The 19,244-nt window shown below is 58.3% G+C and carries 19 protein-coding genes; 6 read left to right on the plus strand and 13 right to left on the minus strand.

Annotated features, from left to right (window positions below; all coding sequences use genetic code 11):
• Nucleotide 1: 1 nt before the first annotated feature.
• Genes ACIOWA_RS04570 through ACIOWA_RS04590 form a run of 5 tightly spaced genes read right to left on the minus strand, consistent with a single transcriptional unit; the run spans nt 2 to nt 4,473 of the window.
• A complete protein-coding gene (locus ACIOWA_RS04570; RefSeq protein ID WP_339466334.1) occupies nt 2-487 on the minus strand; it encodes an aromatic-ring-hydroxylating dioxygenase subunit beta in 486 nt (161 codons plus the stop codon).
• Complete coding sequence (locus ACIOWA_RS04575) at nt 468-1,766, minus strand: Rieske 2Fe-2S domain-containing protein (protein WP_339433507.1); 1,299 nt, start codon at nt 1,764-1,766, stop codon at nt 468-470. Before ACIOWA_RS04575 ends, ACIOWA_RS04570 begins: the two co-directional genes overlap by 20 nt.
• Nucleotides 1,767-1,779: 13 nt before the next feature.
• Nucleotides 1,780-2,712 carry an iron-sulfur cluster-binding domain-containing protein gene (locus tag ACIOWA_RS04580; RefSeq protein WP_339433506.1) on the minus strand — a complete coding sequence of 311 codons (933 nt, stop codon included), beginning with the start codon at nt 2,710-2,712 and terminating at the stop codon, nt 1,780-1,782.
• Nucleotides 2,709-3,125, minus strand: coding sequence for a DUF4440 domain-containing protein (locus ACIOWA_RS04585; RefSeq protein WP_339433505.1), 417 nt, complete (start codon nt 3,123-3,125; stop codon nt 2,709-2,711). Before ACIOWA_RS04585 ends, ACIOWA_RS04580 begins: the two co-directional genes overlap by 4 nt.
• Entirely contained in the window at nt 3,106-4,473 is a 1,368-nt protein-coding gene (locus tag ACIOWA_RS04590) for an MFS transporter (protein WP_339466336.1), read from the minus strand. Before ACIOWA_RS04590 ends, ACIOWA_RS04585 begins: the two co-directional genes overlap by 20 nt.
• Before the next feature lie 105 nt (nt 4,474-4,578).
• Between ACIOWA_RS04590 and ACIOWA_RS04595 the strand changes: the two genes are divergently transcribed.
• Entirely contained in the window at nt 4,579-5,466 is an 888-nt protein-coding gene (locus ACIOWA_RS04595; protein ID WP_401158467.1) for a LysR family transcriptional regulator, read from the plus strand.
• Nucleotides 5,467-5,555: 89 nt separating this feature from the next.
• On the opposite strand, the gene glpD is transcribed toward ACIOWA_RS04595, so the two are convergent.
• The 4 genes from glpD to ACIOWA_RS04615 form a co-directional block, all read right to left on the minus strand.
• Entirely contained in the window at nt 5,556-7,091 is a 1,536-nt protein-coding gene (gene glpD, locus ACIOWA_RS04600) for a glycerol-3-phosphate dehydrogenase (protein ID WP_401158469.1), read from the minus strand.
• A gap of 295 nt (nt 7,092-7,386) precedes the next feature.
• Nucleotides 7,387-8,142: a DeoR/GlpR family transcriptional regulator gene (locus ACIOWA_RS04605; RefSeq protein ID WP_007916700.1), complete on the minus strand. Its 756-nt coding sequence runs from the start codon at nt 8,140-8,142 to the stop codon at nt 7,387-7,389.
• A gap of 95 nt (nt 8,143-8,237) precedes the next feature.
• Complete coding sequence (gene glpK, locus ACIOWA_RS04610; protein ID WP_221732102.1) at nt 8,238-9,740, minus strand: glycerol kinase GlpK; 1,503 nt, start codon at nt 9,738-9,740, stop codon at nt 8,238-8,240.
• Between the two features lie 77 nt (nt 9,741-9,817).
• Nucleotides 9,818-10,669 (minus strand): MIP/aquaporin family protein, encoded by an 852-nt coding sequence (locus ACIOWA_RS04615; RefSeq protein WP_210703427.1) that lies wholly within the window; start codon nt 10,667-10,669, stop codon nt 9,818-9,820.
• A 361-nt stretch (nt 10,670-11,030) separates the two neighbouring features.
• Between ACIOWA_RS04615 and ybaK the strand changes: the two genes are divergently transcribed.
• Nucleotides 11,031-11,501: a Cys-tRNA(Pro) deacylase gene (ybaK, locus tag ACIOWA_RS04620; protein ID WP_339495563.1), complete on the plus strand. Its 471-nt coding sequence runs from the start codon at nt 11,031-11,033 to the stop codon at nt 11,499-11,501.
• Nucleotides 11,502-11,596: 95 nt separating this feature from the next.
• Nucleotides 11,597-12,379 (plus strand): PhzF family phenazine biosynthesis protein, encoded by a 783-nt coding sequence (locus tag ACIOWA_RS04625; protein ID WP_339433500.1) that lies wholly within the window; start codon nt 11,597-11,599, stop codon nt 12,377-12,379.
• 119 nt (nt 12,380-12,498) lie between these two features.
• Here the strand turns inward: ACIOWA_RS04625 and ACIOWA_RS04630 are convergent, their stop codons facing one another.
• Nucleotides 12,499-13,608 (minus strand): ABC transporter ATP-binding protein, encoded by a 1,110-nt coding sequence (locus ACIOWA_RS04630; RefSeq protein WP_339433499.1) that lies wholly within the window; start codon nt 13,606-13,608, stop codon nt 12,499-12,501.
• Nucleotides 13,605-14,525 carry an ornithine carbamoyltransferase gene (gene argF, locus ACIOWA_RS04635; protein ID WP_339433498.1) on the minus strand — a complete coding sequence of 307 codons (921 nt, stop codon included), beginning with the start codon at nt 14,523-14,525 and terminating at the stop codon, nt 13,605-13,607. Before argF ends, ACIOWA_RS04630 begins: the two co-directional genes overlap by 4 nt.
• 404 nt (nt 14,526-14,929) lie before the next feature.
• Between argF and ACIOWA_RS04640 the strand changes: the two genes are divergently transcribed.
• The 3 genes from ACIOWA_RS04640 to grxD all read left to right on the plus strand — a co-directional run bounded on the left by ACIOWA_RS04640 (nt 14,930) and on the right by grxD (nt 17,898).
• On the plus strand, nt 14,930-15,220 hold the full coding sequence (locus tag ACIOWA_RS04640; RefSeq protein ID WP_339433497.1) for a hypothetical protein: 291 nt from the start codon (nt 14,930-14,932) through the stop codon (nt 15,218-15,220).
• Between the two features lie 133 nt (nt 15,221-15,353).
• Nucleotides 15,354-17,459 (plus strand): molybdopterin oxidoreductase family protein, encoded by a 2,106-nt coding sequence (locus tag ACIOWA_RS04645; protein WP_401158473.1) that lies wholly within the window; start codon nt 15,354-15,356, stop codon nt 17,457-17,459.
• Between the two features lie 97 nt (nt 17,460-17,556).
• Nucleotides 17,557-17,898, plus strand: coding sequence for a Grx4 family monothiol glutaredoxin (grxD, locus tag ACIOWA_RS04650; protein WP_204895256.1), 342 nt, complete (start codon nt 17,557-17,559; stop codon nt 17,896-17,898).
• A gap of 106 nt (nt 17,899-18,004) precedes the next feature.
• On the opposite strand, the gene bfr is transcribed toward grxD, so the two are convergent.
• Nucleotides 18,005-18,481, minus strand: coding sequence for a bacterioferritin (bfr, locus tag ACIOWA_RS04655; protein ID WP_401158475.1), 477 nt, complete (start codon nt 18,479-18,481; stop codon nt 18,005-18,007).
• Nucleotides 18,482-18,682: 201 nt separating this feature from the next.
• Nucleotides 18,683-18,901, minus strand: a complete 219-nt coding sequence (locus ACIOWA_RS04660) for a bacterioferritin-associated ferredoxin (RefSeq protein WP_003227725.1) — start codon at nt 18,899-18,901, stop codon at nt 18,683-18,685.
• Nucleotides 18,902-19,244 lie beyond the last annotated feature (343 nt).

Raw genomic sequence — 19,244 nt, forward strand, 5'->3', positions numbered from 1 at the left:
ATCAGATAATGAGCTGCAGGCTTTCAAGGGCGCGTGCGGGGTTGAGCAACAGGATCTTTTTGCCGTGGATTTTCCAGGTGCCATCGATATTGATCAGTTGGTGTTCGACGGTCACCGGGTAATGCCATTCGCTGTCGCCACGGGCTTCGCAATACAGCATGTTGCTGCTGGCGACGGCGCTGTACGACGATTCATCCAGGGTGATGCGCGGGCGTTGGGCGATGTGCAGGCTGCGGCTCTTGGGCTGCTGGGAAAAGTTGCGCGCATTGGCCAGCCGATTGATGCGCAGCGTGGTCAGAAAGCGGTCTTCATACACCAGCGATGATTCATGCAACGGGCTGCGTTGCTCGCGGGTCATGGGGATCCAGTAGGTGTAGTCGTCGCTGAGCAATTGTTGCCAGGCGTCGAAATCCTGCTGGTCGAGCAGGTGCAGTTCGGTCTCGATCAGTTGCTCGATGGCGTGTTGATTAGATGGATCGTGTCGCATGGTCGCCCCGCATCAAGTGCTGCCAACTGTTATAGAAATTACGCATCGCCATTTCGCTGGTGCCGGACACCACCTGGGTCTGCTCGTAGGTTTCATTGGGTTCGAACAAGCGACTGACGTTGACCCATTCGTTGGCATCGCTGCCCAGGCCTTCCATCGCCCGCTCGTACATTTCCACGTCGTCGTGGGCGACCATCGAGCACGGCGAGTTGATCAGGTTGTTGTATTGCACGGTTCTTTCGAGCAACTGCACGGGCGCGCCTTGCAGTTCGAAGATCCACGATTCGACGATGGTTTCCCGGGCGCTGACCGGCTTGATCACGCGCAGCGTCTGGATCGGGCCCTTGACCATCAGATTGGGGAAGTACACGGTGTTATGCCGGGTGTCGTCGAGGATCGCCCGGGCCTGGTCTTCGCCGTAGCTGTCGACCATCAACTCCCAGTAACCGGGAATATCGGTGTAAGCCTTGTGGATCGAGTTGCTGACCCCGGTGTGCCCGTGGCCGTTGGGCCAGACGCGAATGCCCATACCGGCGAAAAACTCGTAAGAAGCCATGAACGGCGAGAACAGTTCGACGGCCATCGGCGGCTTGCCCTGTTCCCCGGTTTCCTTCCACAGACGAATCGCTTCGCCAGCCGAGGACTCGTGAGCGATCATCGGATGGCAGGTATCAGTCTGGTTATCGACGACCATTTTCCAGTTGCAGCGATGGCGGTGCAGCAGCGGTTGGCCGATCACTTTCAACTGACCCCGCGGCGAGCGCATGACCATGTTGTCGAGGGTCGACAGCGATTCGCCGAAGAACTCGTCGAAGCCGATACCTTCTTGCGTCAAACGCACGAACACGAAGCCGCGATAGTTATGCACCGCCGCCACGTTGCGCATGCCCTTGTGCGCGGAACAACTGCTGAGGTCGCAGTCGTCGTATTCCTTTTTTACCGGAATGCTCAACAACTCGCCGTCGGTCTTGAACGTCCAGGCGTGGTACGGGCAGCGCATGAAACGCCCGACATTGCCACGAGTCTCGGCCAGGACTTTCACGCCCTTGTGCGGGCAGCGGTTGTGCAGCACGACGATCGCGCCGTTCTTCTGGCGCACCATCGCGAGCGGCTGCTGGGCGAGGGTGGTAGTGAAGTAGTCACCGGTTTCGGGGATCAGGCTGTCGTGACCCAGGTAACACCAACTCGCGGCGAAAACCCGCTGTTGTTCCTGTTCGAAGAGTGACTGATCAAGGTACAGAGATTTATGCACTTCTCTGCCATTGAAGTAGTTGTCCAACGGGGTGTCCTCTTTAGATCGCCAGCTTCAGGCGTGGGCTTTTCGCCCGTGAAACACAGGGATAGATCCGTGCGCTACAGGCAGCTTCTTGTTCGCTCATGATGAAGTCGCGGTGGTCGACTTCGCCTTCCAGTACGTCCAGTGCGCAGACGCCGCATTCGCCGCGACGGCAGTCGTACAACGGATCGAGCCCGGCCGCTTCCAGGGCTTCGAGCAGCGTTTGCTCAGGGCCGATTTCGACGCTAACGCCAGAGTCGGCCGCGTCGATCACAAAGCCTTGTGCGGCATCGTTGCGGGCAACGTTGAACACCTCAAGATGGATGCGCTCACGGGCCAGGCCGACGGCTTCGGCATGGCTCAAGATTTCGTTGAGCATCGAAGTCGGGCCGCAGACATAGAGACGGTCGTCGGCGTCGAGGTCGGCGAGCAGTTGATTGATCGCCGGGCGGCTGCCGGACAGGTGCAACTGCATGCGCTCCTGCAACTGAGCTTGCAGATGTTCGGCGTAAGCGGCGTCATCGGCACTTTTCGCGAAGTAGTGCAGGAGCGGCGTTCGCTCAAGCGTATGCAGATGGCGCAGGATGCCGGTCAACGGTGTAATGCCGATACCGCCGGCAATGGCGATATCGCGGCCGGTGCTGGCGTCGAGCGGGTAGTTGAAGGTGTTGAACGGGCCTTCCAGTTCCACGCAGTCATCCACGGCCAGAGCGCCGATGTAGCGGCTGCTGGCGGAATCCGGCGAGAGGCGGATAGCAAAGGTGAAGTTGCCGTCGGCGGCCTCATCCAGATGTACCGTCGAATAGTGACGGCAGTCGCTCAGCCCGGGGATCAACCACTTGAAATGCGCCCCGGCATGGCTCATGGCGGCCAGGGTGGCCGGGCCGCTGACCGTTATTTCCTTGATCGACGCCGACAGCATCCGGCATTGGGTGACGGTGTATTTCATGCGGGCTTTACCGGGCTGATTGGCGTTTCGTGCAGGTACAACCATTGGACGTCGTGGTGCTGAACGCAAAGGATCGCTACCGAGATGCGCGACGTTTCAACCTGGTTCAGGCGATGGGTTTCCTTGTAGCGTAGCGCTACTGTCGCGCCTTCGTGCCAGACCGTATGCAGGTCGCTGATCAGGATTTCCAGGCCTTTACGGGCGCCGATTGCACCTTTGAACAACTGTTCGACCTGCGCCCGGCCGACCACCGCGGCTGAGGTGGTGACCATGCTGAAGTGCTCGGCGAAGACCGCCATCAGCGGTTCCACGCTGGCTTCGCCCGTGCCGTCGGTATCGGTAAACACACGGTGAATCAGTTCATGCACGTGGTGAATGCTGTGTTGCGCTTGTTCAACCAGGTTGTTGTTCATGACATTCCTTTGGAGGGTTCAATTGGCTCATTTGAAACAGCGGGAACAGCCCGACCAGCGCCGCAATCGCGAAGGTCGCGTGATAGGCCGCCGTGGTGTCGAACTGCTTGAGCAGCAGGTTGAAGATCATCAGAAACAGCGCGGCACCGAGGCTGAACGACATTTGCCGGTTGATGTTCCAGATCACGCTGGCCTTGTGCGTGTCGCCGCCGGCAAAATCCATCAGCGAAGTGGTTTGCGCGGTGTTGGCGCCGATGCCGCCACCGATGCCCATCAGGCTGTAAGCAATCACGATTACCCACAGATCCGTCGGCGCATTCACCAGCATCAGCGTGGCGATGCCCGCGCTGTGCAAGAGCATGCCGAGGATGAACAGGCGTTTGGCGCCGACCCGGTTGTAGACCCGGCCACAGATCGTCATCGCGATGAATGCGCCGATGGCATAGAGGATCATGAACATCCCGGTCAGCCGGGCGCTGAAGTGCAGGGTGTTCTGCAGGAAGAAAATGCTCATCAGGTTGACCCCGGTGAACACCCCCGGAATCGCGTAATAGATGAAGATCGAAGTGCTGAGTTTTTTGCTCTTGAGCAGGCTCAGTTCGATGATTGCGTTGCTGGATTTACGGTAGTGCGCAAGGTACAGCGCGATGAATATCAGGCCCGCGACCAAGCAGGCGATCGCGGCCGCTGCCGGGTAGTCGCCGCCATACAGCGACATGCCCATCAGCAGGCTGGCCAGTGCTGCGCTGACCAGCAACAGGCCTTTGATGTCCGGGCGGGGCAGGCTGGCGGGTTTGCTTTCCTTGATCCAGAACCACGACAGCCCGGCAGCGATCAACGAGAACGGGATGTTGCTGTAGAACACCCAGCGCCAGGAACTGCTATCGACGATGATGCCGCCGACCGTGGGCGAAATGGCCGGGGCGATCAGTGCCACTGCCATGACCAGCGTGGAGATTTTTGCCCGCTGCTCGCCCTGAAACAGATTGAACGTCAGCGCCTGGCCCACTGGAATCAGCAGCCCGCCGCCGATGCCCTGGATAAAACGCCAGATCACCAGTTCATGGAAGCTGTCGGACAAACCGCACATCCATACGGAACCGGTGAATACCAGCATAGAGGCGGTGAGAATCTCGCGACTGCCGAAGCGGCCCGCGAGCCAGGTGCTCACTGGAATAATCAGGGTCAGGCCGAGAATATAAGCATTGGCGACCCAGGCCACAGACGAAGTACTGACTTGCAAAGTTGCCGAGATACTGGGCAATGCCACAGCCGACATGAATATATTAATGCAGTCAATAAAAAATCCGATCAAAAAAATCAGCGCGATTTTATAGCGATAGTTCATGTTGTATCCCCTTTGCCGCGCAGCATAGGGGCGGTGGACTTGAAGTGTCGATACGACTATGCTTAAAACAATGTTTGACAGGATTTAACAGTGAGCCATAGCGCCATGCACTCTCATCTTAATCGGGTTCAGACGTTTCTCGCGGTGGTTGATTTTGGTTCTTACACCAAGGCCGCCAATTACCTGAGTATCAGCAAAGCCATGGCCAGCCTGCATGTCAAGGCGCTGGAAGAGGTTTTGTCTGCGACATTGCTTATTCGCAATACGCGCAATATATCGCTGACGGAAATTGGTCAGGACTTTTATGAAGAGTTCAAGGGAATAGTCGCGGACATCGATAATGCCTTCGATAACGTATTGAAGGGTAATAATCGTGTCTCCGGTAAGTTGCGCATAAGTTCCACGAGTGAATATGGCGAAAAGTATATTCTGCCGTTGATTCCATTGTTCTCCGAGCGCTATCCGGAAATTCGCTTGTGCTACAACTTCAATTCTTCATTGAATGATCTGGTGGCGGAAAAACTCGATCTGGTGATTCGCCTCGGCAACTTGGCAGACTCGGCATTCAAGAGCCGTAAGCTGGCGGATTACGAAATTGTGCTGGTCGCCAGCGAAGGGTTTCTCGCTCGTTATCCGGTGAATGAGCCACAGGCTCTGAACAATGTGCCGTGGATCGCCAACAGCAATCTGCAGGCACCGACACAGTGGAGCGTGCGTGACGGGCAAGGGCAAAGCGTCGAGATCAACGGCATCAATCACTTCGAGTCGAATTCCTCCACGGCCATTCGTTCGATGACGCTGTCGTCGCTGGGGGTTTCGGTATTGCCGGCGTGGGTGGTCGAGGATGACATCGCCAGCGGGCGTCTGGTGCGTTTGCTGCCTGAGTACGCACTGCCTTCGCAATCGATCAACGTGGTATTCCCCAACAGCCCGCACCTGCCGCACAAGTCGCGGGCGTTTATTGATTTTCTGTTGTTGCATCTGGCGCGCTGACCTCGCTGGTCAGCGCCCGATCCGTAGAAAAGAAAAAGCCCCTGAATCTCACGATTCAGGGGCTTTTCCGTTCAAGCGATGATCAGTGATCAGGCCGCTTCAATCTTGCCATTGTGCTCGACCTTGCCCAGATACGCCGCCAGTTTCTCCTGCTCGGCCGCAGTGGTGAACAACCCCAGCTTGCTGCGGCGCCACAGAATGTCGTGCGCGGTAGTCGCCCACTCTTCGCTGCACAGGTAATCGACTTCACGGGTGTAGAGCCCGCCACCCAGTTGTTCGCCCAGGTCGGCGAGGGTTTCCACGCCTTCGAGCATGCGCCAGGTGCGGCTGCCGTAGGTGGTCGACCAGCGACGAGCGATTTCAGTCGGCACAAAGTCGAACTTGTCGCGAATCAGTGCGCTCAAGGCCTGCGGGGTGGTCATGTCTTCGCCGCCGGGCAGGGTAGCGGTCGCCGTCCAACTCGGGCGCATCTGGGTGAAGAACGGCATCAACTGCGCCATCGCCGACTCGGCGAGTTTGCGGTAGGTGGTCAGCTTGCCGCCAAACACCGACAGCAACGGTGCTTCTTCGCCGCTGCCGGACAGCGCCAGGGTGTAATCGCGGGTCACGGCCGACGGGTTGTCGGATTCGTCGTTGCACAGCGGACGCACACCCGAATAGCTGTGCTGAATGTCGTCGCGGCTGATCTGCTTCTTGAAGTGGGCGTTGACCACTTTCAGCAGGTAATCGGTTTCGCCCTCGGTGATCGCCACTTTGGCTGGATCGCCGGTGTACTCGCGGTCGGTGGTGCCAATCAGCGTGAAATGGTTCAGGTACGGAATGGTGAAAACGATGCGCTGATCTTCGTTTTGCAAGATGTGCGCATGTTCGCCTTCGTACAGTTTCGGCACGATGATGTGGCTGCCCTGAATCAGACGGATGCCGTACGGCGACTCCATCTTCAAGTCATCACGAATGAACTTGGCGACCCACGGGCCGGCAGCGTTTACCAGCGCTTTGGCGGTGATCGAAAACAGGCTCCCGTCGGCGCGCTCCAGGTTCAGATGCCACAAGCCTTTGGCGCGACGGGCGCTGACGCAACGGGTCTGGGTGTGGACGTGGGCGCCTTTTTCCCGGGCGGCCATGGCGTTCAGAACAACCAGGCGAGCGTCATCGACCCAGCAGTCGGAGTATTCAAAGCCTTTTTTGATTTCGCTTTTCAGTGCGCTGTCGGCGCCGAACTTCAGGCTTTTAGAACCTGGCAACTTTTCGCGCTTGCCCAGGTTGTCATACAGGAACAGACCGGCGCGGATCATCCACGCCGGACGCAGGTGCGGGCGGTGCGGCAGCACGAAACGCATCGGCTTGACGATGTGCGGCGCCTTGGCCAGCAGGACTTCGCGCTCGGCCAGTGCTTCGCGCACCAGACGGAATTCGTAATGTTCGAGGTAGCGCAGACCACCGTGGATCAGCTTGCTACTGGCCGACGAGGTATGGCTGGCCAAGTCATCCTTTTCGCAAAGGAAAACAGAGAGACCGCGACCGGCGGCATCCGCTGCGATCCCGACCCCATTGATCCCGCCACCGATGACGGCGAGGTCGTAGATCTCAGAGATAGGGGGCGTACGCAAGGTAGATGTTGACATCGGCTGGCCTCGGGCTCTTTTGATTTTCTGTATTGGAAATCGAACATTAATGTTCATTTTCGAAAATGGTAGCTCATAAAGACGCGCACAGCCAGTCGACTTCGATTGAAAAAACTCATCGAAGGGCGGTTAAAAGAAGATATTCGAACATCAAATGTGCGCAAGAGCGCGGCAGATGTGCTGTTTGTGAGGGACTCTTCGCGAGCCAGCCCGCTCCCACAAGGGGAGCGCATTCCATAGGTGGGAGCGGGCTGGCTGGCGAAGGCGTCGGTACAGCCGATGAATATTTGAGGGGTTAAACGACTTCCAGGCGAATCTTGTGCTGACTCAGCAACTGCGCCAACGCTGGCACTGGCTGCTGATCCGTCACCAGGCAATCAATCAGGCTGATCGGGCCGAGCCGAATCATCGCATTGCGCCCGAATTTGCTGGAGTCCGCCGCCAGGATCACCTGCCGCGCATTGGCGATGATCGCTTGGGAAACCCGTACTTCCTGATAATCGAAGTCGAGCAGGCTGCCGTCCTCGTCGATACCGCTGATACCGACCAGGGCGAAATCGACCTTGAACTGATTGATGAAATCCACGCTCGCCTGACCGACAACCCCGCCGTCACGGCGCACATTGCCGCCCGTCAGCAACACATCAAAGTCATCCTTGGCACTGAGCATTGACGCCACATGCAAGTTGTTGGTGATGATTTTCAGGTGGTTGTGATTGAGCAGGGCGCGGGCAATCGATTCGGTGGTGGTGCCGATGTTGATGAACAGCGAGGCGTGATCGGGGATCTGGGCGGCGATGGCTTCACCGATGCGTTGTTTTTCATCGCGCATCTGATCGGCGCGCATCGCATAAGCCGTGTTTTCGACGCTGGAGTCATAGGCGGCGCCGCCATGGTAGCGACGCAGCAGATTGGCTTCCGCGAGCTGATTGATGTCGCGGCGAATGGTTTGCGGGGTAACAACGAACAGCGTGGCCATTTCCTCGATGCTCACATAGCCGCGTTCGCGGACCAGTTCGAGGATTTGCTGCTGACGGGGAGGCAGATTCATGGGGCTTCCTTTGGGCTGCCGTGCAAAATTTGCCCATGATGCCGCAGGAATCCGCTCCCTACCAGTTAGAACCCTATAAGGATCCCGAGACTGTCTTATTCAGCGTCTTCGCGTTCCCAGTCACGGGTACGGCTGACGGCTTTTTTCCAGCCTTTATAGAGTTTCTCTTTTGCCACTTCGTCCAGGCTCGGTTCGAACTCGCGTTCGATGACCGCTTTGCCGCGCAGTTCGTCCAGGCTGCCCCAGAAACCGCACGCCAGACCCGCCAGATAGGCTGCGCCCAGGGCAGTGGTTTCGCGCATTTGCGGGCGCTCGACCTGCGTGCCGAGGATGTCGGCCTGGAACTGCATGAGGAAGTTATTGGCAACTGCGCCGCCGTCCACACGCAGGGCCTTGAGGCGTTCACCGGAGTCCTGCTGCATGGCGTCGAGCACGTCTCGGGTCTGGTAGGCAATCGACTCCAGCGCGGCACGGATGATGTGATCCACGCGCACGCCACGGGTCAGACCGAACAGGGCGCCACGGGCATACGGGTCCCAGTACGGTGCGCCCAGGCCAGTGAAGGCTGGCACCAGATACACGCCGTTGCTGTCTTTGACTTTATTGGCGAAGTATTCGGTGTCGTGGGCGTCGTTGATGATCTTCAGTTCATCACGCAGCCACTGCACGGTGGAACCGCCGTTGAATACCGCGCCTTCGAGCGCGTAAGCCACTTCGCCGCGCGGGCCGCAAGCGATGGTGGTGAGCATGCCGTGCTTGGATTTCACCGCTTTGTCGCCGGTGTTCATCAGCAGGAAGCAACCGGTGCCGTAGGTGTTCTTCGCCTGGCCCGGCTCGACGCACATCTGGCCGAACAGTGCCGCTTGCTGGTCGCCGGCGATACCGCCGATGGCGATGCCGCTCTTGGTGCGACCGTAGATTTCCGAGGAGGCTTTGACTTGCGGCAGCATTTCGCGCGGGATGTCGAGGATCTCCAGCATCTTCGAATCCCATTCAAGCGAATGGATGTTGAAGAGCATGGTGCGCGAGGCGTTGGTGTAGTCGGTGACGTGCACCTTGCCGCCAGTGAATTTCCAGATCAGCCAGCTATCGATGGTGCCGAACAGCAGTTCGCCGTTGCGCGCACGTTCGCGGCTGCCTTCAACGTTGTCGAGGATCCACTTCAGTTTGGTGCCGGAGAAGTACGGGTCGGTGACCAGGCCCGTGGTGTCGCGGATGTAGTCTTCGTGGCCGTCACGCTTGAGCTGCTGACAGATCTCGGTGCTGCGGCGGCACTGCCAAACGATCGCGTTGTACACCGGGCGGCCGGTGGTCTTGTCCCAGACTACGGTGGTTTCACGCTGGTTGGTGATGCCGATGGCAGCCACCTGATCGTGATGCAAGCCAGCCTGAGCCAGCGCTTCAACCATCACTGCGCTTTGGGTGGCGAAGATTTCCATCGGGTCGTGTTCAACCCAACCGGCTTGTGGGTAATGCTGGGCGAATTCGCGCTGCGCGGTGCAGACCACGTTCGCGTCGCGGTCGAAAATGATCGCGCGGGAGCTGGTCGTACCCTGATCGAGGGCAATGATGTAGTTCTTATTCTCAATGTCGGTCATGTCGATTGCCTTGGACGAAAAAAGGGAGAGTGGGCCTTGGCGCAGGCTCTATTGGGCAGGAGCTTGCGCCGACTGTTTCAAGAAGTTCTTGGTTTGCCGTCAATGGCCGGTTCTGCATCCTTTGTAGCAGGTGTGGCGCCGGTCAGGTGGCGGGCGATGAGCCCGCGATACCCGGCAGCGCCGAGGCAGGCACCGACAATCGGTGCAAAAATCGGAATCAGGAAGTACGGAATGTCGCGGCCGCCAGTGAAGGAAATTTCACCCCAGCCGGCGAAGAAAGTCATCAGCTTGGGACCAAAGTCACGGGCCGGGTTCATCGCAAAGCCCGTCAGCGGGCCCATCGAACTGCCAATCACGGCAATCAGCAAACCGATCAGCAGCGGCGCCATCGGGCCTCTTGGCAGGCCGTTGTTGTCGTCGGTCAGGGCCATGATCACGCCCATCAGGATGGCGGTGATGATCATCTCGACCAGAAATGCCTGGGCGGTCGACAGCACCGGGTTCGGGAAGGTGGAGAACACCGACGCCAACTCAAGGCTGGCCGCCGAGCCGCGCACCATTTGATGAGTTTGTTCGAAATCGAAGAAGAGATTGCTGTACAGCGTGTAAACCAACAGCGCGCCGCAGAAGGCGCCGGCAATCTGCGAAAGGATGTAGAACGGCAGTTTGCGCTTTTCGAAGTCAGCGAAGATGGTCAGCGCGATGCTCACCGCCGGATTCAGGTGCGCACCGGAAACGCCGGCGGTGAGGTAGATCGCCATGCTCACGCCGACGCCCCAGATGATGCTGATTTCCCACAGTCCGAAGCTGGCGCCCGCGACTTTGAGCGCGGCGACACAACCAGTACCGAAAAAGATCAGGAGTGCAGTGCCCAGGAACTCGGCCATGCATTGGCCTGAAAGCGATGGTTGCTGTAACGCAGTTGTCATTGAAAACCTCGATTTTTGTTGTTGTCTGGCGCACTGCCGACAGGGCAAGGCGCGATTTTCACCGAGGCGGGATCCCCATCCTGTTCTCGGTCTGCTGCTGGGTGCTGCCGTGATCATAATTCTTACATTATTCAGATTCGAAAAAATATAGACAAGAAACAAACCTGTCAAAGGTCGAAAGTGAACCATTGGTCACAATAAAACTATCAATGCGGTGAATGATCCTATTTGGAGGATGGAAGTTTTTTCGGTTGTTCGCCTGCAGGCCACGGGAAACGTGACTTGTGCTAGAGCCTTTTCGCCGGCGATGGCCTAGAATTCTGCGCAGGATTTTTCTGTCACTGCCGAGTCTGGAGCTGTCATGACCCCTGCGTTGGACTTGTTGAAAAAAGTTCGTGCCGAACATCGCGTGCACAGTTACGAACATGACCCCAAAGCCGCGTCTTACGGGCTGGAGGCCGCAGAAAAACTGGGGCTTGAGCCTGCGCAGGTGTTCAAGACGCTGCTGGCCGCCACTGAAAAGGGTGAATTGCTGGTCGCCGTGGTGCCGGTCGTCGGAAGTCTCGATCTAAAAGGTCTGGCACACGCCGCCGGTGTCAAAAAAGTCGAAATGGCCGACCCGGTGGCGGCACAGCGTTCTACGGGGTATCTGTTGGGTGGCATCAGCCCTCTGGGGCAGAAGAAACGCTTGCGCACTTTTATTGACCGCTCGGCTCAGGGGTTTGCGACCCTTTACGTCAGTGCCGGCCGACGCGGGCTTGAGGTCGAGTTGGCGCCTGCCGTGTTGGCCGAACATACCCAGGCCACATTTGCCGACATCGGCCGCGCATGACCATTTGCACTGTATGAAGAAAATTGGCCGGTTCTGTCACTGGCGCGGATCAGGTGTCAGTTGCATGCTCGATCAACGGACTGAGGGAGAAGGTTATGCAACTCGAGTTTCATCAGGTCGACGCGTTCAGTGATCGGCCGTTCAGTGGCAATCCAGCGATGGTTTATCGGCTCGACGCCTGGCTGGCGGACGAGTTGATGCAGAAAATCGCCGCCGAACACAATCTGGCGGAAACTGCGTTTCTGGTACGCGAAGGTCAGGCTTGGCATATCCGCTGGTTCACCCCGACCACCGAAGTGCCGTTATGCGGTCACGCCACGTTGGCCAGTGCCTATGTGCTATTCGAAATTTACAAGGAAACCGCCGAACGCCTGGATTTTGTCTGTCAGTCCGGGCCGCTGAGTGTCAGTCGTGAGGGGCGGCGATTGTGGCTGGACTTCCCGTCGATCGAGCCTTGCGAGATTGGTGTGACGCAGGATGTCGAGCGGGCGTTGGGAGTCGAGGCGCTGGATGTGCTCGGTTCCAGTGAGCTGTTTGTGGTGCTGGAGTCGGAGCAGGCCGTTCTGGATTGCAAGCCGGACAGGGTCGCGCTGGCCAAGCTGCCGTGGTTGGGTGCGATCGTCACCGCTCGCGGCAATCAACACGATTTCGTCTCGCGCTACTTTGCGCCAGCGATTGGTATCGATGAAGACCCGGTGACCGGTTCGACCCATTGCAGCTTGATTCCATACTGGTCAAAGAAATTGGGCAAATCGAGCCTGACCGCATGCCAGCGTTCGGCGCGGGGCGGGGAGTTGTTCTGTCGGCTGGAAGGTGAGCGGGTGAAGATTGGCGGTCATGCGACGCTGGTGGCGAGCGGCACACTGCGCCTGGGTTAAGACAAAAACCAATGTGGGAGCGGGCTTGCTCGCGAAGGCGGTGTATCAGCAAACACTCGTGCTGAATGACACGACGCTTTCGCGAGCAAGCCCTCTCCCACATTTTCTATCGTGTTGAATCAGAGCGCGCTGCTGTAGCGGCGCACGCCGTTTTCCACTGCCGGAATCTGCGCTGCCGTGCTACCGGATGCCTGGAACAACACCAGATGTTCGGCTGCAACGCGAATCCCCACCTCAGCACCGACGTGGTGATCGGCATGACTGGGGAAGATCGACTCCAGTTGCGCACCGGTCGGCAGTTGCAGGCGATAAAGCGTCGAAGCCCCCAGGAACGTCTTGCCGACAATCCTCGCCTTCAAAGCACTGTCCGGCGCATAAACGATGTCGTCCGGACGCAACAGCACATCCACCGCACCACCCACCGGCCAGGTATAGGCACGATTACCGCGCAGTTCACCCAGTTCGGTCTGCACCGATTCCGGGCTGCCGAGCTGGCCGCGAATGAAGTAGCCCTGACCGATGAAACTGGCCACAAAAGGCGTCGCCGGTTCGTGATACAGGTTGTACGGGGTGTCCCATTGCTCCAGTCGCCCCTCTTTGAAAACGCCGACGTGATCACTCACGGCAAAGGCTTCTTCCTGGTCGTGGGTCACCAGTATCGCGCTGGTACCACGAGCCTTGAGGATGTCGCGTACTTCATGGCTGAGTTTGCGGCGCAGTTCGCCATCGAGGTTCGAAAAGGGCTCGTCGAGCAGCAGCAGTTGCGGCTCTGGCGCCAAGGCGCGGGCGAGGGCGACACGCTGTTGCTGGCCACCGGACAATTCGTGCGGGAAGCGTTTGCCAAGGTCCTTCAGGTTGACCAGTTCCAGCAACTCCTCGGTCACGCGCTCCTTGTGCGGATGCTTGCGAATGCCGAAGGCGATGTTGTCCGCGACGCTCAGGTGCGGGAACAGCGCGTAGTCCTGAAACACCATGCCGATCCGGCGTTTCTCCGGTGCCAGGGTGAAACCAGGGCTGGAAAGGGTCTCGCCACCGAGGGTGATTTCACCTTCGTGCACCGGTTCGAAACCGGCGATGGCGCGCAGGGTGGTGGTCTTGCCGCACCCGGATGAGCCGAGCAGGCAGCCGATATCGCCGGCGTTGAGGTGCAGATTGAGGTTCTGCACCACACGTTGATCTTGATAGCCGCAAGCGAGGTTGCGCAGGTTCAGCAGTAATTCATGGCTCATGCGTGGTGATATGCCGGTTCGACGAGGAACTCGAGCAGGGCCTTCTGTGCGTGGAGACGGTTTTCTGCCTGATCCCAAGCGACCGAGCGCGGGTCATCAAGCAGGTCGAGACTGATTTCTTCGCCACGGTGCGCGGGCAGGCAGTGCATGAACAGCACGTCCTCGGCGGCCAGATCGAGCAGGGCACGATTGACCTGGAACGGGGTGAACAGCTTGAGACGCTTGGCGGTTTCTTCTTCCTGGCCCATGGACGTCCAGACGTCGGTGCTCACCAGGTGCGCGCCGCGCACGGCGTCCTGTGGGTCGCGGACGATGGTCACGCGGTCGCCGGCCTTGGCGACGAACTCCGGGTTTGGCTCGTAGCCTTCCGGGCAGGCGACGCGCAATTGGAAGTCGAACTGGATCGCGGCCTCTATATAGCTGTTGCACATATTGTTGCCGTCGCCGATCCAGGCAACCGTTTTGCCCTGGATCGAGCCGCGATGTTCGAGGAACGTCTGCATGTCGGCCAGCAACTGGCACGGGTGCAGGTCATCGGACAGGCCGTTGATCACGGGCACGCGGGAGTTGGCTGCGAATTCGGTCAGGGTGCTGTGGGCAAAAGTACGGATCATCACCGCATCAAGCATGCTCGACATGACGATGGCGCAGTCGCCTATCGGCTCGCCACGGCCCAGTTGGGTGTCGCGTGGCGAAAGGAAAATCGCCTGGCCGCCGAGCTGGATCATGCCGGCTTCGAAGGAGATCCGGGTGCGCGTCGAGGATTTCTCGAAGATCATCCCCAGCACACGGTTTTTCAGAGGCTCGAACAGTACGCCGCGGTTACGCAGGTCCTTGAGCTCAACGCCTCGACGGATCACGCTGACCAGCTCTTCGGGCGTGCAATCCATCAGGGAGAGAAAGTGCCTTGCGCTCATCATTGACTACCTTTTGCTACACACCGCAGATGCTCAAAGCCTTGTTTAACGGAACAACGGGCGAGACCTGCGGCGTAAGCCGCACGGGGCGACGAAAATGGGGGAAGGCGCGATATTGACACTAAATGTCGCGTTTTTCCAATAGGCTACGGTTTTTTGCGGAATTCGGAGGGCGGACTTGAAGTTGCAGTCGCGCATTTGAAGCCGGGTTCAGGACAGCAGCGAGCCTCTTTGTACACTGGCCTCAAGGGGCTTGGCAATCCGCCGTGGCGCAGATGGCGCTGCTTTGGTCGGTTTACGACCACTGCGCCACGAATCGCTTGGTCGGGTGCTCGGGCTGAAACATTTGCTAAAGCAAAGTGCTGGGTTATAAATACATTTCGAGCGACGCAGGAAGCCTCCGCATGGAATCGAAAGAACAACTGTTAATGGAATTGCTGGGCCACACGGCTCGCTCACTGACCCATCTCACCGCCTCGGTCACCTCGATGTCCTTCGAGCTGCTGCGCAGCGAGGACGAAGTGGTCAAGACTGCCGGTCGGCACATGATCGACCGGATGGCAACCATCAGCGCCGGGCTCGACGAGCATTGGCGTCTTATCGGTGAACTCACCGGCGTGCATATTGCCCACGAACAGATCGAAACCATCCAGGAAATTCAGTTGCAGGCGCCACCGCACTTGCCGCAGAACTGACGCAATGGGCTATCGGCTCGCCTGATAACCGTCGATTCACAAGACGAACGTCGCTGGCGCCCGGCCGGCGCCCGGGCCATAGTTTTGTTCCCGCAGGCGTAGTGCCCGCCCCAGAACAAGACAGAGACTGGCCATGACCAAGACTCTCCATCACCGTGCCTGCCACCTGTGTGAAGCCATCTGTGGCCTGACCCTCGAGACCACCGAAACCGATGGCAATGTTGCGATCACCTCGATCAAGGGCGATGCCCTCGACACGTTCAGCCGTGGGCACATCTGCCCCAAGGCCGTGGCGTTGCAGGATATTCAGAATGACCCCGATCGCCTGCGCCAGCCAATGCGCCGGGTTGGCAGTGAATGGCTGCCGATCGAGTGGGATGAGGCGTTTGCGCTGGTGGCCGAGCGTCTGGCGGCGATTCAGGGGCGCCATGGGCAAAACTCGGTGGCGGTCTATCAGGGCAACCCTAGCGTGCACAACTACGGGTTGATGACCCACAGCAACTACTTCCTCGGTTTGCTGAAGACGCGCAATCGCTTCTCGGCGACCTCGGTCGATCAGTTGCCCCATCATCTGAGCAGTTATCTGATGTACGGCCACGGTTTGCTGTTGCCGATTCCTGATATTGATCACACCGATTTCATGCTGATTCTGGGCGGTAATCCGTTGGCGTCCAACGGCAGCATCATGACCGTGCCTGACGTCGAAAAGCGCCTCAAAGCCATTCAGGGCCGGGGCGGCAAAGTGGTGGTGGTCGATCCACGGCGCAGCGAGACGGCGGCAATCGCTGATCAACATCTATTTGTGCGGCCCGGGGGCGATGCGGCCTTGCTGTTTGGTGTCCTCAACACATTGTTTGGCGAAGGCTTGACCCGCGACAGTCACTTGCCGGTCGACGGCCTGGACGAGGTGCGCGCCGCCGTGGCGACGTTCACCGCAGAAGCCATGAGCCCGTTGTGCGCCGTGCCCGCCGAACAGATCCGCCAGTTGGCCCGCGATTTTGCCGCCGCGCCCAGCGCGGTTTGCTACGGGCGGATGGGCGTTTCAACGCAAGCCTTCGGCACCTTGTGCCACTGGGTGGTGCAGTTGATCAATCTGGTGACCGGCAACCTTGATCGCGTCGGCGGGGCGCTGTGCACGGAGCCTGCAGTGGATCTGGTGGCATCGACCTCGGGCGGGCATTTCAATAAATGGCAAAGCCGTGTGTCGGGCCGTCCCGAGTACGGCGGCGAGTTGCCGGTGTCGGCGCTGGCCGAAGAAATGCTCACCGACGGCGAGGGGCAGGTGCGCGCACTGATTACCGTCGCCGGTAACCCGGTGCTGTCGACGCCTAACGGGCGGCAACTGGAGCAGGCGCTGGACGGTCTGGAGTTCATGGTCAGCATCGACCTGTACATCAACGAAACCACGCGTTATGCCGACCTGATCCTGCCGTCGACTTCGGCGCTGGAGAACGATCACTACGACACCACGTTCAATCTGTTCGCGGTGCGCAATGTCACCCGTTTCAATCGCGCAATTCTCGCCAAACCCGAGGGCGCCTTGCATGACTGGGAGATTTTCGTCGGCCTGGCCAAAGCGTTTGCCGAAAAAACCGGCAAGGAACTGAAGCCAACAATGCCGCCGGCGAAGATGATCGACTTGGGCCTGCGCATGGGGATCTACGGTGACGCCGGCGAGCAGAAACTGTCGCTGGCAACGCTGTTCGATCATCCGCACGGCATTGACCTTGGCGCGCTGAAACCCAATCTCACGCCACGCCTGAAAACGCCGAATCATCGCGTGCAGGCCGCGCCGCCGGAGATACTCGCCGACCTCGCACGGTTCGCGACATTGCAGGCGCCCGCCGCCGATGAGTTGCTGATGATCGGCCGCCGCCATGTGCGCAGTAACAATTCCTGGATGCATAACTATCATCGTCTGGTGAAAGGCAAGCCAAGGCATCAATTGCTGATGCACCCGGATGACCTCGCCAGTCGTGGGCTTGAAGATGGCCAGTTAGTGCGCGTCAGTTCACGGGTCGGGCAGATCGAAGTCCAAGTGCTCGGCAGTCTGGACATGATGAAAGGCGTGGTGAGCTTGCCTCACGGCTGGGGGCATGCGCGTCCCGGTGTACAGATGGCGATTGCCGGCAGTCAGCCGGGTTCCAGTGCCAACGACCTGACCGATGAGTGTCAGCTTGACGAGCTGTCGGGTAATGCCGCGCTCAATGGCGTTCCGGTGACGGTGGTGGCAGCCTGAGCATGTCTGTCGGGGAGACCGAGCATGGCGCTCGGGATTCCGTTACAATGCGCCACCGTGCCGACCCATGAGTCGGAAAGTTCAGCCGAGGTGCTCCATGGATATCATCGAAACGATTAAAGAGCAGATTGCCAACAACACCATTCTGCTTTACATGAAAGGTTCGCCGAATGCCCCACAGTGTGGCTTCTCCGCGAAAGCTGCGCAGGCTGTGATGGCGTGTGGCGAAAAGTTTGCGTACGTGGACATCCTGCAGAACCCGGAAATCCGCGCCAACCTGCCAAAGTACGCCAACTGGCCGACTTTCCCGCAATTGTGGGTGGGCGGTGAGCTGGTCGGCGGTAGCGACATCATGGCTGAAATGTTCGCCAACGGTGAGCTGCAGACTCTGGTCAAGGAAGCATCCGCCAAGGCTGCTGCGGCCAAGTCCGAAGCCTGATTGGCTTCTGCCCGGATTTCAGCCAGTCTGAAATCCGGGCAATAAAAAGCCCCGCCTCTTGAAAGAGGGCGGGGCTTTTTAGTGTCTCGAGTTTAGCGCTGGCTAATTACTCGTCTTCGCCCATCTGCGATTGCAGATAGTTCTCAAGACCGACTTTATCGATCAGGCCCAGTTGGGTTTCCAGCCAGTCGATATGTTCTTCTTCGGATTCGAGAATGTCTTCGAGCAGTTCACGGCTGCCGAAATCGCCAACGGATTCGCAATGCGCAATCGCGGCTTTAAGGTCAGCATGGCCGGTCTTCTCGATACGCAGGTCGCATTCCAGCATTTCCTGGGTATGCTCGCCGATGTGCAGTTTGCCCAGATCCTGCACGTTCGGCAGCCCTTCGAGGAACAGAATGCGCTTGATCAGCTTGTCCGCGTGTTTCATCTCATCGATGGACTCGTGGTACTCGTGCTTGCCCAGCTTGTTCAGGCCCCAATCTTCATACATGCGGGCATGCAGGAAGTACTGATTGATCGCGACCAGTTCATTGGCAAGGATCTTGTTGAGATGCTGGATGACTGTAATGTCGCCTTTCATGATGGGAGTCCTGCCCTGTATTAGCTGTATATAAGGCGGAGTTTGAGCTTGGTACTTATAAGTGTCAAACCTAAGTTATTGAATAATAAATGAAAATAAATCTGAATAAGAATGTTTGTGTTCCGCGTCTGGAGCCTAACCAATTGATTTTCAGGCATAAAAAAACCGGACATCAAGTCCGGTTCTTTGAAATGAGGGTATTTACGCGGCAGTAAATTCTACCGGGTAGGGGATCGCGGCCTGGGCGGTTTGCAGCTTGGTCAGGGTTTCGCGAACCACTTCCTTGGCCAGGCAAGCACATTTGCCACATTGGCTGGCGACGCCGGTGGCCTGGCGAACTTCTTTGTAGCTGCAGCAACCTTCATAGATCGCTTCGCGGATCTGTCCGTCGGTGACGCCAGTGCAGAGACAAACATACATAAGTGAGAACCGTCGCTGGTTGTGACTCAATTGCGATGGATCTTAATGTTAACGAGAATGATTGTCAAAGTGCTTTCGCAAAGCTTTTGGCCAGAATGGCCAGTGACTGACGAACGGTGACAAGTGGCTATTTGCCTGGCCCTGTAAATGCAGCGTCCTTATTCGCCTGCCCCAAAAAACCTTTAAGGACAGGCCAAAAACGCAGTGTATGATGGTCGGCCCTTGCGAAGGGGGTTCGTGTCACAGGGCTGTCGCCTGAGGGTGGCAGGCTGGCCCGGACCCTGAACTTCAAGTTTTTACACCAGGAGATATCAATGAGCGTACTCGTAGGCAAACAAGCCCC

Origin of the sequence: Pseudomonas sp. NPDC087614, assembly GCF_044743485.1 — a bacterium.
In the GTDB taxonomy this organism is placed as follows: domain Bacteria; phylum Pseudomonadota; class Gammaproteobacteria; order Pseudomonadales; family Pseudomonadaceae; genus Aquipseudomonas; species Aquipseudomonas baetica_A.